Origin of the sequence: Barnesiella sp. An22 (genome assembly GCF_963931395.1) — a bacterium.
In the GTDB taxonomy this organism is placed as follows: domain Bacteria; phylum Bacteroidota; class Bacteroidia; order Bacteroidales; family Barnesiellaceae; genus Barnesiella; species Barnesiella merdigallinarum.
In genome coordinates, this window is record NZ_OZ007014.1 from 1,514,411 (window position 1) to 1,529,903 (window position 15,493).

Annotated in this window: 14 protein-coding genes; 12 read left to right on the plus strand and 2 right to left on the minus strand. The window is 57.4% G+C overall.

Features of this window, described 5'->3' with window-relative positions; all coding sequences use genetic code 11:
* Positions 1-56: 56 nt before the first annotated feature.
* The 12 genes from rpmB (at position 57) to ABGT88_RS06125 (ending at position 13,567) form a co-directional block, all read left to right on the plus strand.
* Positions 57-311, plus strand: coding sequence for a 50S ribosomal protein L28 (gene rpmB / locus ABGT88_RS06070; protein ID WP_087407676.1), 255 nt, complete (start codon positions 57-59; stop codon positions 309-311).
* 3 nt (positions 312-314) lie between these two features.
* On the plus strand, positions 315-503 hold the full coding sequence (rpmG, locus tag ABGT88_RS06075) for a 50S ribosomal protein L33 (protein WP_008861764.1): 189 nt from the start codon (positions 315-317) through the stop codon (positions 501-503).
* Positions 504-517: 14 nt separating this feature from the next.
* Positions 518-670, plus strand: coding sequence for a DUF4295 domain-containing protein (locus ABGT88_RS06080; protein ID WP_087407675.1), 153 nt, complete (start codon positions 518-520; stop codon positions 668-670).
* Positions 671-801: 131 nt separating this feature from the next.
* On the plus strand, positions 802-1,755 hold the full coding sequence (ftsY, locus tag ABGT88_RS06085) for a signal recognition particle-docking protein FtsY (protein ID WP_087407674.1): 954 nt from the start codon (positions 802-804) through the stop codon (positions 1,753-1,755).
* Between the two features lie 77 nt (positions 1,756-1,832).
* On the plus strand, positions 1,833-3,143 hold the full coding sequence (rimO, locus tag ABGT88_RS06090) for a 30S ribosomal protein S12 methylthiotransferase RimO (protein ID WP_298663177.1): 1,311 nt from the start codon (positions 1,833-1,835) through the stop codon (positions 3,141-3,143).
* Between the two features lie 12 nt (positions 3,144-3,155).
* Positions 3,156-4,256 carry a chorismate-binding protein gene (locus tag ABGT88_RS06095; RefSeq protein WP_346701007.1) on the plus strand — a complete coding sequence of 367 codons (1,101 nt, stop codon included), beginning with the start codon at positions 3,156-3,158 and terminating at the stop codon, positions 4,254-4,256.
* A gap of 15 nt (positions 4,257-4,271) precedes the next feature.
* Positions 4,272-5,957: a 2-succinyl-5-enolpyruvyl-6-hydroxy-3-cyclohexene-1-carboxylic-acid synthase gene (gene menD / locus ABGT88_RS06100; RefSeq protein ID WP_346701009.1), complete on the plus strand. Its 1,686-nt coding sequence runs from the start codon at positions 4,272-4,274 to the stop codon at positions 5,955-5,957.
* 33 nt (positions 5,958-5,990) lie between these two features.
* A complete protein-coding gene (gene menB / locus ABGT88_RS06105) occupies positions 5,991-6,815 on the plus strand; it encodes a 1,4-dihydroxy-2-naphthoyl-CoA synthase (protein WP_087407670.1) in 825 nt (274 codons plus the stop codon).
* 1 nt (position 6,816) lies between these two features.
* Entirely contained in the window at positions 6,817-7,866 is a 1,050-nt protein-coding gene (locus tag ABGT88_RS06110) for an o-succinylbenzoate synthase (protein WP_346701011.1), read from the plus strand.
* On the plus strand, positions 7,857-8,876 hold the full coding sequence (locus ABGT88_RS06115; protein ID WP_087407668.1) for an AMP-binding protein: 1,020 nt from the start codon (positions 7,857-7,859) through the stop codon (positions 8,874-8,876). The genes ABGT88_RS06110 and ABGT88_RS06115 overlap by 10 nt, the downstream gene beginning before the upstream one ends.
* 188 nt (positions 8,877-9,064) lie before the next feature.
* On the plus strand, positions 9,065-11,284 hold the full coding sequence (locus ABGT88_RS06120) for a glycoside hydrolase family 3 C-terminal domain-containing protein (protein WP_346701013.1): 2,220 nt from the start codon (positions 9,065-9,067) through the stop codon (positions 11,282-11,284).
* A 111-nt stretch (positions 11,285-11,395) separates the two neighbouring features.
* On the plus strand, positions 11,396-13,567 hold the full coding sequence (locus ABGT88_RS06125; RefSeq protein WP_346702833.1) for a glycoside hydrolase family 3 C-terminal domain-containing protein: 2,172 nt from the start codon (positions 11,396-11,398) through the stop codon (positions 13,565-13,567).
* Between the two features lie 109 nt (positions 13,568-13,676).
* Here the strand turns inward: ABGT88_RS06125 and ABGT88_RS06130 are convergent, their stop codons facing one another.
* Both ABGT88_RS06130 and trxB read right to left on the minus strand, forming a co-directional pair.
* A complete protein-coding gene (locus ABGT88_RS06130) occupies positions 13,677-14,378 on the minus strand; it encodes a Crp/Fnr family transcriptional regulator (RefSeq protein WP_087407665.1) in 702 nt (233 codons plus the stop codon).
* A 167-nt stretch (positions 14,379-14,545) separates the two neighbouring features.
* Positions 14,546-15,493: a thioredoxin-disulfide reductase gene (gene trxB, locus ABGT88_RS06135; protein ID WP_087407664.1), complete on the minus strand. Its 948-nt coding sequence runs from the start codon at positions 15,491-15,493 to the stop codon at positions 14,546-14,548.

Sequence of the window (15,493 nt, forward strand, 5' to 3'; positions counted from 1 at the left end):
CTTTGCACTCTGTTTGCGAAAGCAGTAAGAAAAAACAAATAAAATTATAGATAGCGATGTCAAAGATTTGTCAAATTACAGGGAAAAAAGCAATGGTTGGCAACAACGTTTCGCACTCGAAAAGAAGAACGAAAAGAAGATTCAGTGTCAACCTCTTTACGAAGAAATTTTATTGGGTAGAACAGGATTGCTGGATTACGCTTACACTGTCGGCTGCCGGTCTTCGTACAATCAATAAAATGGGATTAGACGCAGCTCTCAAACAAGCTGCCGGAAATGGGTATTTAACTGAAGTAAAAATGTTGTATTAAGATATGGCAAAGAAAGCAAAAGGTAATCGCGTTCAAGTAATCCTTGAGTGCACGGAGCACAAGGCTAGTGGTATGCCTGGAACATCGCGTTATATTACCACCAAAAACAGAAAAAATACCACAGAGCGTTTGGAGTTGAAAAAATACAACCCCATCCTGAAGAGAGTTACTGTACACAAAGAAATAAAATAAGGAAGGATTGAACCATGGCAAAGAAAACAGTTGCATCGTTGCAAAAAGGCGAAGGCCGTACTTATTCGAAAGTGATTAAAATGGTGAAATCGCCGAAGACGGGAGCTTACACTTTCCAAGAGGAAATGGTTCCCAACGACTCGGTGAAGGACGTACTGAGTAAGTAAGTCATAATTAGCGCAATATAAAGAAAACTTTCTTATACAAAATGTGTAAGGAAGTTTTTTTTTACCATGATAATTTTATAGCTTTGCATAACGTGCGGCGGGACCCGCACGGATACATTAAATATTCACATATGGGATTTTTTGATTTCTTTTCGAGAGAGAAAAAAGAGACGCTCGACAAAGGTCTCTCCAAAACCAAAGAGGGCGTATTCTCCAAATTGGCCCGTATCGTTGCCGGCAAGTCTCAGGTCGACGATGCCATTCTGGACGACTTGGAAGAGGTGCTCATTACCTCGGACGTGGGCGTAGAGACTACGCTGCGTATCATCGAGCGGATAGAGAAGCGGGTGGCTCGCGACAAATATATCAATACCAACGAGTTGAACCGTATTCTTCGCGAAGAGATCACGGCCCTGCTGACCGAAAACAGCGTGGAAGAGTCGGGCGAGTTTACCGTGCCGGCCGACAAGAAACCCTATGTGATTATGGTCGTAGGCGTGAACGGTGTGGGCAAGACGACCACCATCGGGAAACTGGCCTACCAGTACAAGAAGCGCGGCAACAGTGTCTATCTGGGTGCCGCCGATACCTTCCGGGCCGCTGCCGTAGAGCAGCTGATGATTTGGGGCGAGCGGGTAGGTGTGCCTGTCGTGAAGCAGAAGATGGGGGCCGACCCGGCATCGGTGGCTTTCGATACCCTCAGCTCGGCCAAAGCCAACAACGCCGACGTGGTGATAATCGACACCGCCGGCCGTCTGCACAACAAGCTGAATCTGATGAACGAGCTCACCAAAATCAAGAAGGTGATGGAGAAGATCGTGCCCGGGGCTCCGCACGAGGTGCTGCTGGTGCTCGACGGTTCTACGGGACAGAATGCCTTTGAGCAGGCCAAGCAGTTTACGGCGGCTACCGAGGTGAACGAGCTGGCCATTACCAAACTCGACGGTACGGCCAAGGGCGGCGTGGTCATCGGTATCTCCGACCACTTCAAAATCCCCGTCAAGTACATCGGTCTGGGCGAGGGTATGGAAGACTTGCAGGTATTCCGCCGCAAAGAGTTTGTCGACTCTCTGTTTGGCGATTGATTTTTCAAGAATGTATTTACGGCTGGGGAGTCGGGTACCGACTCTCGTAGCCGTCTTTTTTTTCATGTAGTGTCAAGATGATAAAGAATAGCGTCGATATTATTACGTTGGGCTGTTCCAAGAATCTGGTCGATTCGGAACGGCTGTTGCATCGTTTCTCCGAAGCCGGTTACAAAGTGCGTCACGACCCCGAAAAGGTGTCGAGCGAATATGTGGTGGTCAATACCTGCGGGTTTATCGGTGACGCCAAAGAGGAGTCGATCGAGATGATTCTGCAGATGGTCGAGGCCAAGAAGGCCCGCAAGATACGTCACCTCTACGTGATGGGTTGCCTCTCGCAACGCTATCGCGAGGAGCTCGAGACCGAGATTCCCGAGGTAGACAAGTTCTACGGGAAGTTCGACTGGGGTAATCTGCTTACCGACCTGGGGGCCCGCAACGACGACGATGATAAGGATTTCGGACGCATCCTTACCACACCCCCGCACTATGCCTATGTGAAGATTGCCGAGGGGTGCAACCGCTTCTGTTCCTACTGCGCGATACCGCTCATCACGGGGCGCTTCGTCTCGTATCCCATGGACGAGCTGCTCGACGAGGTGCGCTCGCTGGTAGCCCGCGGCGTGAAGGAGTTCCAGATTATTGCACAGGACCTCTCGTCCTACGGGCTCGACCTCTATGGCGAGCAGAAGTTGGCCGAGCTCATCGACCGCATGGCTCAGATTCCGGGTGTGAAGTGGATACGCCTGCACTACGCCTATCCCTCGCAATTCCCCTACGACATCCTGCCGGTGATGCGTCGCCATGCCAACGTGTGCAACTACCTCGACATCGCCTTGCAGCACATCAGCGACCACATCCTCACCGATATGCGCCGCCACGTGACCAAGCAGGAGACCTACGATTTGTTGAAACGCATACGGGCCGAGGTGCCCGGTATCCATATACGCACCACCCTCATGGTGGGCTATCCCGGCGAGACCGACGAGGATTTCGAGGAGCTGAAGCAGTTTGTGCGCGATGCCCGTTTCGAGCGCATGGGGGCCTTTGCCTACTCCGAGGAGGAGGGCACCTATGCCGCCAAACACTTCCCCGACTCGATTCCCGAGGAGGTGAAGCAGGCCCGGCTCGACGAACTGATGGCTCTGCAAGAGGAGATTGCCCTCGAGAGCAACCGCTCGAAGGTGGGGCAGGAGTTCGACGTGATGGTCGACCGCGAGGAAGACGATTACTACGTGGGACGTACCGAATACGACTCGCCCGAGGTCGATCCCGAGGTGCTCATTGCCAAAACCCGCACTTTGCCCGTCGGCGAATTTTGTCGCGTGAAGATTGTCGATGCCATGCCCTATGAACTCATGGCCGAGCCACTGCCGTCGGATCGATAATCGTCGCGTGCCATGGGTGAGAATACGACAGCCATATCTTGTCTCAGGCAGGCTTTCGAGCGGAGTCTCGAGAGCCGTTTCCCCGCCTATGCCTTCAGGTTGCCGGGCGACAGTGCCTTTTATTGGGGCGCCTGTCCGGCCCATGAGCTGGAGACCTTGGCGGGTTGTACCCTCCCCGGCGAGGGGCGGGAGGGGTTTCTCTTTGCCCCTTTCGACAGCGGGGCATTCCCTTCACTCTTTTTCCCGGTAAAACCCGTGCGGGCCGAGGCTATCGACCTGGAGGCGTTGAACCGTTGTGCCGACTCTTCTGTTAGAGCCGACGAGGGGCCCATGCCGGAGACCGATTGCGATTACCCGGCCTATGAGCAGCAGGCCCTTACCCTCATCGGGGCCATGCGCCGCGGCGAGTTGCGGAAAGCGGTGCTTTCGCGCACCGTGACGTTGCGGCGGCCGATGCTCTCCGATGTCGAACTTTTCCTGCGGTTGGCCGCGAAATATCCGGCCGCCTTTGTCAGTTGGGTACATCTGCCCGGCCGGGGGCGTTGGATAGGAGCCACCCCCGAAACGCTGCTCGACTACGACGGCCGTAGGCTGTCGACCATGGCATTGGCCGGGACCCGCAAGGCCGGGACTCCGGGCGAGTGGGGCGCGAAGGAGCAGGAGGAGCAGCAGATTGTGGCCGATACGATTGTGGCTGCTCTCGAGCGTTGTGGCCTCGACCCGGTGGTGGGGGCCCGTTTTACCAAGGTGGCGGCCCAGGTCGAACATTTGTGTACGCCGGTTACGGTCGAAGGTCGTTTGACCGATAGCCAGCTGAACGATATTTTAGGTGCTTTGCACCCGACACCAGCCGTCGGGGGGTATCCCAAAGAGGCTGCGAAAGTTTGGATTGATCGCGTGGAACCACACCGGCGTCGCTACTATGGCGGCTATCTGGGCCCGGTGCAGGCAGACGGGATGCGCCTGTTTGTCAATCTGCGCTGCATGGAGGTGGACGATGGGTATGTGAGATTGTATGTCGGTGGCGGCCTGACGGCCCAGTCGCAGCCCGCCAGCGAATGGTGCGAGACCGAGGCCAAGGCGCAGACGCTGCTCTCGGTCATAAACGGTTAATCAAACAAGAAACGTATGAAGACAACAGACAAACAGGGGTGTAATGCCCTCGTCGAGATTTTGGTAAAGCAGGGTGTGAAACGGGCGGTTCTCTCGCCCGGGTCGAGAAATGCGCCTGTATTGATGGCATTCTCGCGGTGCGAGGCTATCGAGTCGTATGTGGTGGTCGACGAACGTACCGCCGCCTTCATGGCTCTGGGCATGTCGCAGCGCAGCGGCGAGCCGGTGGCCCTGGTGTGTACCTCGGGAACGGCTCTGCTCAACTACGCTCCGGCCGTGGCCGAGGCCTACTACCAGCACATCCCGCTCGTGGTCATTTCGGGCGACCGGCCCATCGAGTGGATCGACCAGGACGACGGGCAGACCCTGCGTCAATACGGAGCTTTGGCTCCTTTTGTGAAACGGTCGTACGACCTGCGGGCCGAGTGGACCCTGCCGACCGACGGCTGGTATTTCAACCGCAGTGTGAACGATGCCCTGCTCACGGCCCTCTCGGGAGAGAAGGGTCCGGTGCACATCAACCTCTCCATTACCGAGCCGCTCACCGGCGAGACCGAAGTCACTCCGCGTCCCGAACGGGTGGTTATGCGGATGGCTCCGGCAAGTCTGCCCGACGAAGAGTCACTCGCGCTCCTGAGCCGCGAGTTCATGTCGGCCCGCAAGGTGCTTGTCGTGGCCGCCTTCATGCAGCCCGACGAGGCGTTGAGCCGGGCTCTGGCCCGACTGGCCGAGTTGCCGCAGGTGGTGGTGCTCACCGAGACCATCGCCAATGTGCAGGGCGAGCGGTTCATCTCTACCATCGACCGGGTCTATTCGGTTATCGACAAGAGCGAGTGGCCCGACTATGCCCCCGACCTGCTCATCACCCTGGGCGGTTCGCTGGTGTCGCGCATGATCAAGGCCTTCCTGCGGCAGCATAAACCGCAGGCCCACTGGCGCATCTCGCAGGGCGACCGCGTGGTCGATACCATGCAGGCGCTCACCCGCCACATCGATGCCTCGCCGGCCCGTCTGCTCGAGGCTTTGGCCCGTCGGGTGGCCCCCGTCGAGAGCTCCTATGTCGCCCTGTGGCACGACAAGGAGCAGCTGGCTACCCGCCTGCACGACGACTATATAGCCCGCATCGGTTGGTGCGACCTCAAGGCCTTCTCGCTGATTCTGCCGGTTATCCCGGCCGGCACCGCCCTGCAACTCTCCAACGGCACCACGGTGCGCTATGCCCAGCTCTTCAATACTCCGCAGGTGAGCCGGAGCGACTGCAACCGCGGGGTGTGCGGTATCGACGGTTCTACCTCGACGGCGGCCGGCGCCTCGTGTGTGGGCGATGAGACCACGCTCTTCATTACCGGCGACATGAGCTTTTCGTACGATGCCAACGGCCTCTCGTCGGCCTATCTCTCGCCCCGGTTCAAGGTGATTGTCATGTGCAACGGCGGGGGCGGCATCTTCCGCTTCATCAAGCCTACGGCCGGGTTGCCCGAGCTGGAGCGCTGCTTCGAGGTGCACCGCGATATTCCCGTCGAGAAGTATGCCGACCTCTTCGGGCTGCGCTACTTCGAAATCGACAGCGAGGCATCGGCTGCCGAGGTATTGCCCCGCTTCTTTGCCGAGAGCGAGCGACCGGCCATTTTGGCGGTGCACACGCCCCACCTCTACAATGCCGAGGTGTTGAGGGGATACTTCCGCCGGGCCCGGCAGTAATGTTGAAATTCAGAATCTTAAAAACGACACGATATGAAAAAGTTTGACTGGAAACCCATTAAGGAGTATGAGGACATACTCTTCGATTACTACGACGGTATCGCCAAGATAACGATTAACCGCCCGCAGGTCTACAACGCGTTCCGCCCCCAGACCAATAACGAGATGCTCGACGCCATGGCCATCTGCCGCGAGCGTCCCGACATCGGCGTGGTGGTGCTCACCGGAGCCGGCGACAAAGCCTTCTGCTCGGGTGGCGACCAGAAGGTGAAGGGCATCGGCGGCTATATCGACCAGAACGGTGTGCCCCGCCTCAACGTGCTCGACCTGCACAAGGCCATTCGCTCCATACCCAAGCCGGTCATCGCCATGGTCAACGGCTACGCCATCGGCGGCGGCCATGTGCTGCACGTAGTGTGCGACCTGACGATTGCCTCGGAGAATGCCCGCTTCGGGCAGACGGGTCCCAAGGTGGGCAGCTTCGACGGAGGCTTCGGCTCCTCCTATCTGGCCCGCATCGTGGGGCAGAAGAAGGCGCGCGAAATCTGGTTCCTCTGTCGCCAGTATACGGCCCAGGAGGCCGAGGCGATGGGGCTGGTGAACAAGGTGGTGCCTTTCGACCGGCTCGAGGAGGAGACCGTCGAGTGGTGCCAGACCATTTTGAAACGCAGTCCCATGGCCATCCGTATGATCAAGCGGGCCCTGAATGCCGAGCTCGACGGCCAGCGCGGCCTCATGGAGTTTGCCGGCGACGCTACGCTGCTCTATTACCTGATGGAGGAGGCGCAGGAGGGCAAGAATGCTTTTCTCGAGAAGCGTGACCCCGATTTCCAGAAGTTCCCCAAATTCCCCGGATAAGATGCTGAAGGCCAGTTATACTCCGTATACGCTCCATTTCAAGGTGCCGAGTGGGACCTCGCGCGGCATCCTCACCGAAAAGGAGACCTGCTTCGTGAAGGTGTGGGACGATGCCGCCCCCGACCGCTACGGGTTGGGTGAGTGTGCCCTCTTCCGGGGGCTCGGTGCCGACGACCGCCCCGAATACGAGAGCGTGTTGCAGCGGGTGTGCCGCGAGATGGATTGCTACGAAAGCCTCGACCTCTCGGCCTGGAGTTCGATACGGTTCGGGGTGGAGACTGCTCTGCTCGACTGGCAGAACGGCGGCCGGCGGGTCGTATACCCCTCCGACTTCGTGACGGGTGGGAGAGGCATCACCATCAACGGGCTGATATGGATGGGCGACAAGCGTACCATGGCGGCCCGTATCGAGGAGAAGCTGGCGGCGGGTTTCTCGTGCATCAAACTGAAAATCGGCGCCATCGACTTCGACGACGAGTGCGACCTGCTCGCCTTTATCCGTAGCCGATACGGCCGCGACACCATCGAGTTGCGGGTCGATGCCAACGGAGCCTTTGCTCCCGACCGGGCGCTGGAGTGCCTGAAACGTCTCTCGGATTACGACCTGCACTCCATCGAGCAGCCCATACGGGCCGGACAGTGGGAGGCGATGGCCCGTCTGTGCGAAGCCTCGCCTCTGCCGGTGGCCCTCGACGAGGAGCTCATCGGGGTGAGCGGTGTGGCCGCAAAGGTCGACTTGCTGGAAGCCATAGCACCGCAGTATGTGGTGCTGAAGCCCTCGCTTATCGGCGGCTTCTCGGGTACGCAAGAGTGGATCGATGCCGCCCGGGCCCGGGGTATCGGGTGGTGGATTACCTCGGCTCTGGAGTCGAACGTGGGGCTGAATGCCATCGCTCAGTTTACGGCTACCCTGCCTGTGAATATGCCGCAGGGGCTGGGTACCGGTGCACTCTATACCAACAATATACCCTCGCCGCTCGAGCAGGTGGGCGAGGTGTTGCGATACAACCCGGCCGGGGGGTGGAATTTTTCGGAACTGTCATGGAGATAACCCTCAATCATCGCCTGTGCCGCACCCGCGACGAGGTGCTGGCCGCAGCCACCCCGCAGGTGGCCGACTTTCTTGACGAATGGTTTTCGCCGGCCGATTTCGTGTGGGGCCACACCTCGGGCTCGACGGGAGCCCCCAAACCGCTGAAGCTCTCGAAACGGGATATGGAGGAGTCGGCCCGGCTGACGGTCGACTTCTTCGGCATCACCGCGGACACGACCATGCTGCTTTGTCTCTCGCCCGACTACATTGCCGGGAAGATGATGATTGTGCGCACCCTGCTCTCGGGGGCCGACCTGCTGGTGGTACCGCCGTCGAGCCGACCCTTGGCGACGGTCGACGAGCCGGTCGACTTTGCGGCGATGGTTCCGGCGCAGGTGGTTGAGTCGTTAAGTGACGATGCCCAGCGTGCCCGCCTGGCTCGGGTAGGAGCCTTGATTATCGGCGGAGCACCTCTGTCGCCAGAATGCGAAGCCCGGTTGACCCGGTTGCCGGTTCGGGCTTACGCCACCTATGGCATGACCGAAACGGTGTCGCACGTGGCCCTGCGTCGCATTGGCGATGCCACCATGCTCTACCGGGCTTTGGGTAGCATCACCTTTGCGGTCGATTCCCGCGACTGCCTGGTTATCCATACTCCCCATTTTACACACAAGCAGTTTGTGACCAACGATGTGGTGGAGCTCGTCGATGAGCGCACCTTCCGCTGGACAGGTCGTTACGACCATGTGATTAACAGCGGGGGGGTAAAGATATTTCCCGAGCGGGTCGAGCAGAAGATAGCCGGGCTCTTGACCCGCCGCTTCTTCATAGCCGCCGCTCCCGACGAGAAGTGGGGGCAGTGCGTGGCCCTGGCCATCGAGGGCGACCCGTTGTCGCCTGCCGACGAAGCCGCCTTGCTGGCCCGTATCCGCGAGGCGGTCGACCGGTACGAGATGCCGCGCCGGGTGGTCTATCTGCCCGCTTTTGCCGAGACCTCGTCGGGTAAGGTGATCCGACGTTTGCCGTGATTTCCTGTCGGTTGGCAAAGCCGTTTCCGTCGTGAGGCGGATTGTTATCCTTCTATATATGGAGATGGAGGGAATGTTTTAAAGTGTTATTTGAGCATGTTCTGTTGCCGGGAATAGATTTTATATCTACCTTTATTCCCGATTATATTTGTTATTCAGTCACATTTGCTATTTTAAACATGAAGAACATGCGACATGTATTAGGAGTTACGCTCCTATGGGTCGCGGCTGTAACCGTAGCCCAACCCCCTGTTTACCTTGATGATACAATGCCTGTTGAAGATCGCGTAGAAGATGCCCTTTCGCGTATGACTCTCGAAGAGAAGGTGGCCTTGTGTCATGCTCAATCGAAATTTAGTTCACCGGGAGTTCCCCGTTTGGGCCTGCCCGAAAACTGGATGACCGACGGTCCGCACGGTATTCGTTCCGAACTTTTATGGGACGAATGGAGTCCGGCCGGTTGGACCAACGACTCGTGCATGGCCTTCCCGGCCTTGACCTGTCTGGCCGCTACGTGGAACCCCGATATGGCTCTGCGCTATGGCCGGGCTTTGGGCGAGGAGGCGCGTTACCGGAACAAGAACGTGCTGTTGGGCCCCGGCGTAAATATCTACCGCACGCCGTTGAACGGGCGCAACTTCGAGTATATGGGCGAAGACCCTTACCTGGCCTCCGAGCTGGCAGTACCTTATATCCAAGGGGTGCAGTCGTGCGGTGTGGCCGCCTGCGTGAAACACTTTGCGCTCAACAATCAGGAGAAAGACCGGCACTATGTCGATGTGGAGCTGAGCGACCGGGCCCTCTACGAAATCTATCTGCCGGCCTTTCAGGCCGCCGTGCAGCGGGGAAAGGTGTGGTCGATTATGGGGTCGTTCAATCGCTACCAGGGACAGCACTGCTGCCACAACCAACGTCTGCTCAACGATATTTTGCGGGGCGAATGGGGCTTCGACGGGGTGGTCATCTCCGATTGGGGAGCCGTGCACAATACCCTCGAGGCGGCCTATAACGGACTCGATTTGGAATTTGGTTCTCTCACCGACGGTATGGAGTTCAGTGTCGACAATGCCTACGACGACTACTACCTGTCTCGTCGGTTCCTTGAGTTGTTGAAGTCGGGGAGCATCCCCGAGTCGGTGGTTGACGGGAAGGTTCGTAATATCCTGCGGTTGATGTTCCGTACGACGATGAACCGAAACCGTCCCTACGGCTCGTTCAAGAATCGGGCTCATGGCGAGGTTGCCCGGCAGATAGCCGAGGAGGGAATCGTGTTGTTGCAGAATCGCGACAACGTGTTGCCTATCCAGCTGGAGAAGATCCGCAAGATATTGGTGGTGGGCGAGAATGCCATCAAGATGATGACCGTGGGCGGCGGCAGCTCGTCGCTGAAAGCCTGGTACGAAGTGTCGCCGTTGGAGGGGCTTCGGGCCCGGATAGGCGATGTGGCCGAGGTGGTGTATGCCCGGGGCTATGCCAGTCCCGACCCGCCGAAGAGTGTCATGTATACCATCCCTTCGTTGCAGACCGACCGCTCGGCCGACGACCTGCTGGCCGAGGCGGTAGCTTTGGCCCGGGAGGCCGACTACGTGATTTTTGTGGGTGGTCTCAATAAGAACGGGCATCAGGATTGCGAGGGAGGCGACCGAAAGAGCTACAGTCTGCCCTACGACCAGGACCGCCTGATCGAGGCCTTGGCCGAGGTCAACCCCCGCACCGTGGTGGTACTCGTCTCGGGCAACAGCGTGGCCATGCCCTGGGCCGACCGGGTAGGTGCCATTGTCGAGGGTTGGTATTGCGGCAGCGAGGCCGGCAATGCCCTGGCCGCTGTGCTGACGGGCGATGTGAATCCGTCGGGTAAACTGCCCTTCACGATGTGTGAACGCCTGGAAGATTATCACGCTCATGCCTTGAACGACTCGCTGGTCTATCCCGGAGTCAATCATCGCGAGGTGTACAAGGACGACATTTTCGTGGGCTATCGCTGGAGCGACAAGCAGAAGAAAGACCGCCGTCCGCTCTTCTGTTTTGGCCACGGATTGAGCTATACCACATTCGAGTATGGCAAGGCGGTGCTCGACCGCAAGCAGATGACGGCGGCCGACAGCCTGCGGGTGCGTGTATCGGTGAAGAACACGGGCAGCCGTGCCGGAGCCGAGGTGGTTCAGCTCTACGTGTCGGACCTGAAGTCGTCGCTTCCCCGTCCGATCAAGGAGCTGAAGGGATTCAGTAAAGTGATGCTGCAACCGGGCGAGAGTCGCGAGGTAGAGTTCGTGCTCGACCGTACGAGTCTCTCGTATTTCGACGATGCGAAACATGCGTGGGTAGCCGAGCCGGGACACTTCGAGGTGCTTATCGGCGCCTCGGCCGAGGATATTCGTTCGCGTGCCGGATTTGAATTGAAACCATAGTCTCTGCGACAAGAATATGACTTTTTGTTATTAACCTTCAAAATAATTATCATGAGATCTTTTCTAAAACCCCTGTGGGCTGCCGCGCTGTTATTCCCTTTGCAGGCGGCCATGGCCCAAACACCTGTTTATCTCGATGATTCGAAACCCATCGAAGATCGAGTAGAAGATGCCCTTTCGCGAATGACCCTCGAAGAGAAAGTGGCCTTGTGTCACGCTCAATCGAAGTTCAGTTCGGCGGGAGTCCCCCGTTTGGGTCTGCCCGAGAACTGGATGACCGACGGTCCTCATGGCATACGTCCCGAAGTGGCTTGGGATGAATGGGTCCAGGCCGGCTGGACCAACGACTCGTGCATGGCCTTCCCGGCCTTGACCTGTCTGGCCGCTACGTGGAACCCCGACATGTCTCTGCGTTATGGTCGGGCCATAGGCGAGGAGGCCCGGTACCGGAACAAGAATGTACTGTTGGGTCCCGGCGTGAATATCTACCGCACGCCGTTGAACGGGCGCAACTTCGAGTATATGGGCGAAGACCCTTACCTGGCTTCCGAGATGGTGGTTCCCTACATCCAGGGAGTACAGTCGTGCGGAGTAGCCGCCTGTGTGAAACACTTTGCCCTGAACAACCAGGAGTATGACCGCTTTGGTGTCGATGTCGAGGTGAGCGACCGGGCCCTCTACGAAATCTATCTGCCGGCTTTCAAGGCGGCGGTACAGCGAGGCAAGGCATGGGCCATCATGGGTTCTTATAATTGCTACAAGGGGCAGCATTGCTGTCACAACCAATATCTGCTTAATGATATTTTGCGGGGCGAATGGGGCTTCGACGGCGTCGTTGTCTCCGACTGGGGTGGCGTTCACAATACCCGGGAGGCTGCCTATAACGGTCTCGACATGGAGTTCGGTACCGGTACCGACGGCTTGTCGGTGAGTGCGAGCGATGCTTATAACCACTACTTCCTGGCCCGGCCTTTCCTCGAGCAGATAAAGGCCGGGGTGATACCCGAGTCGGTGGTCGACGGTAAGGTGCGTAATATTCTGCGAATGATGTTCCGCACGACGATGAATCCCAACCGTCCCTATGGTTCGTTCGAGGATCCGGCTCATGGCGAGGCTGCCCGGCAGATAGCCGAGGAGGGAATCGTGCTGTTGCAGAACCGCGACAATACGTTGCCTATTCGGTTGGAAAAGACCCGCAAGATATTGGTCGTAGGCGAGAATGCCATCAAGATGATGACCGTGGGCGGCGGCAGCTCGTCGCTGAAGGCACAGTACGAGGTTTCGCCTCTGGACGGCCTGCGGGCAAGAGTGGGCAGTGCCGCCGAGGTGGTATATGCCCGTGGTTATGTAGGCAATACCGACGGTTCCTATAATGGTGTGGTTTCGAAGGTAGACCTGTCGGAATCGCGCTCGGCCGACGAACTGCTGGCCGAGGCTGTGGCTTTGGCCCGTGAGGCCGACTACGTGATTTTTGTGGGTGGTCTCAATAAGAACAGTCACCAGGATTGCGAGGGAGGCGACCGTTATGACTATGGTTTGCCCTACAATCAGGACCGCCTGATCGAGGCCTTGGCCGAGGTCAACCCCCGCACCGTCGTGGTGCTCGTCTCGGGCAACAGTGTGGCCATGCCCTGGGCCGACCGGGTAGGTGCCATTGTCGAGGGGTGGTATTGCGGCAGCGAGGCCGGTAATGCTCTGGCCGCCGTGCTGGTGGGCGATGTGAATCCGTCGGGTAAACTGCCCTTCACGATGTGTGCCCGCCTCGAAGATTATCACGCGCATGCCCTGAACGACTCGTTGGTTTACCCCGGAGTCGACCATCGTGAGATATACAAGGACGATATTTTCGTGGGCTATCGCTGGAGCGACAAGCAGAAGAAAAGCCATCGTCCGCTCTTCTGCTTCGGTCACGGGTTGAGCTATACCACATTCGAGTATGGCAAGGCGGTGCTCGACCGCAAGCAGATGACGGAGGCCGACAGCCTGCGGGTGTGTGTATCGGTGAAGAACACGGGTAGCCGTGCCGGAGCCGAGGTGGTTCAGCTCTACGTATCGGACCTGAAGTCGTCGCTGCCCCGTCCGGTCAAAGAGCTGAAGGGATTCCGCAAAGTGATGCTGCAACCGGGTGAGAGCCGCGAGGTAGAGTTCGTGCTCGACCGTACGAGTCTCTCGTATTTCGACGATGCGAAACATGCGTGGGTAGCCGAGCCGGGACGCTTCGAGGTGCTCATCGGGGCTTCGGCCGAGGATATTCGTTCGCGTGCCGGATTTGAATTGAAATAGTCTCCCGTACCGTATCGCAATACGGAGTGGATATAACAAAAGAAGCTGTCGTCCCGTCCAGGGGTGACAGCTTCTTCTGTATGATAAGGGTAAGATATTGTCGTGGTGTTTATCCGAATTTGCTGATTTTGCGTAACCGCTCTTCGTCGATAATCTGGATGCGGCGGCCGTCGACCGTGATGATTTTTTCGTTGGTGAAACTCGACAAGGTACGGATGGCATTCGAGGTGGTCATGTTCGAGAGGTTGGCCAGGTCTTCACGGGCCATGTAGATGTTGAGGGTGAGCCCGTCTTCCTCGACACCGTAGTTCTCTTTGAGTACTAGCAGCGATTCGGCCAGCCGGCCCCGGATGTGCTTCTGGGTGAGGTTCACCGTGCGGGCATCCGATATGCCCAGATCGTTGGAGAGTTCCTTGATGAAGAACCAGGCCAACCCGTTGTTCTGGCGGATATATTTCTCGACCAGGGGCATGGGCAGAGAACCGATGGTAGAACTTTCGATGGCGGCTGCGGCGGTCACGTAGGCTTCGCGGGAGAAGTAGGCCCGGTAGCCGAAGTACTGAACCGGACGAATCAACCGGATAATCTGGCTGCGGCCTCCCACGCCGTCCTTATAGATTTTTACTTTCCCCTTCAATAAGCACATGAGTTGCGAGGGAGTTTCGCCTTCGCTGTATATGATTTCGTTTTTTTTGAAATTCTGAATCTTGAAATTTTCGGCAATAATGCGTTTTTCCTCACTTTCGAGCAACGCCCAAAAGTCGGACATCTCTTCTTGTAGTATAGACTCCAGTGTGCTTTTCTTGACCATTTGCCTTATAACTATGTTTTACAGCACAAAAGTAACTAAAAAATTGATATATCGTTTCTTAAAAGAGGAAAAATATCTAATTTTATAAGAAATAGAGCTTTAGAATAAAAAAAAATAAGGAAGGAGAATAAATTCTCCCTCCTTTTGAGCCGCTCAGGCAAATCTTGTTACAATTTGTTATTGATGAGGTATCGCTCGGCATCGATGGCGGCTTTGCAACCCGAGGCGGCGGCAGTGATAGCTTGACGATAACGGGGGTCGGCTACGTCGCCAGCGGCAAATACACCGGGCAGATTGGTCTCGGTCGTGAAGGGCTTGGTAACGATATAGCCGTTTTCGTCGAGTTCGATGGCACCTTTGAATATATCGGTGTTGGGTTTGTGTCCGATGGCCAGGAAGAACCCGTCGATAGCCAGGTCGTATCGCTCTTCGTGGTCGGTATCTTTCCCTTTGACCAGATGCACGCCCTCTACACCGTTCTCGCCGAACAATCCTTCGGCCTGGGTCTCGAACAGGATTTCGATGTTGGGGTTTTCGATTACCCGTTGTTGCATGATATTGGAGGCACGCAGGTAGTTCTTGCGCACAATCAGATAGACCTTCGAGGCGAGGTGCGACAGGTATTCGGCCTCTTCGCAGGCGGTATCGCCGCCGCCTACGACGGCCACGATTTTCTTACGGTAGAAAAATCCGTCGCAGGTAGCACAGGCCGATACGCCCATGCCGGCATATTTGGCCTCGTCGGGGAGGCCCAGGTACTTGGCCGAGGCGCCGGTCGAGATGATTACGGCATCGGCCTCGACCACCTTCTCGCCCTCGATGGTGATGCGGTAGGGGCGGGTCGAAAAGTCGGCGGCGGTAGCGATACCGCGGCGAATGTCGGTACCGAATCGGGCAGCCTGTTTTTTCAGGTCTTCCATCATGTCGAATCCCGATATACCTTCGGGGTAACCGGGAAAGTTCTCTATTTCGCTGGTGGTCGTGAGTTGTCCACCGGGTTGCATGCCCTCGTAGAGGACGGGTGCCAGATTGGCCCGCGAGGCATATATGGCGGCGGTATAACCGGCCGGTCCCGACCCGATGATGAGGCAACGGATTCGTTCGTTCTGTTCCAT

Coding starts and splice junctions, on each gene's coding strand:
- menB (WP_087407670.1), top strand. CDS start 5,991: ATGAAAAAGTTTGACTGGAAACCCATTAAGGAGTATGAGGACATACTC.
- rpmG (WP_008861764.1), top strand. CDS start 315: ATGGCAAAGAAAGCAAAAGGTAATCGCGTTCAAGTAATCCTTGAGTGC.
- menD (WP_346701009.1), top strand. CDS start 4,272: ATGAAGACAACAGACAAACAGGGGTGTAATGCCCTCGTCGAGATTTTG.
- rpmB (WP_087407676.1), top strand. CDS start 57: ATGTCAAAGATTTGTCAAATTACAGGGAAAAAAGCAATGGTTGGCAAC.
- ABGT88_RS06110 (WP_346701011.1), top strand. CDS start 6,817: ATGCTGAAGGCCAGTTATACTCCGTATACGCTCCATTTCAAGGTGCCG.
- rimO (WP_298663177.1), top strand. CDS start 1,833: ATGATAAAGAATAGCGTCGATATTATTACGTTGGGCTGTTCCAAGAAT.
- ABGT88_RS06095 (WP_346701007.1), top strand. CDS start 3,156: ATGGGTGAGAATACGACAGCCATATCTTGTCTCAGGCAGGCTTTCGAG.
- ABGT88_RS06080 (WP_087407675.1), top strand. CDS start 518: ATGGCAAAGAAAACAGTTGCATCGTTGCAAAAAGGCGAAGGCCGTACT.
- trxB (WP_087407664.1), bottom strand. CDS start 15,493: ATGGAACAGAACGAACGAATCCGTTGCCTCATCATCGGGTCGGGACCG.
- ABGT88_RS06120 (WP_346701013.1), top strand. CDS start 9,065: ATGCGACATGTATTAGGAGTTACGCTCCTATGGGTCGCGGCTGTAACC.
- ABGT88_RS06115 (WP_087407668.1), top strand. CDS start 7,857: ATGGAGATAACCCTCAATCATCGCCTGTGCCGCACCCGCGACGAGGTG.
- ABGT88_RS06125 (WP_346702833.1), top strand. CDS start 11,396: ATGGCCCAAACACCTGTTTATCTCGATGATTCGAAACCCATCGAAGAT.
- ABGT88_RS06130 (WP_087407665.1), bottom strand. CDS start 14,378: ATGGTCAAGAAAAGCACACTGGAGTCTATACTACAAGAAGAGATGTCC.
- ftsY (WP_087407674.1), top strand. CDS start 802: ATGGGATTTTTTGATTTCTTTTCGAGAGAGAAAAAAGAGACGCTCGAC.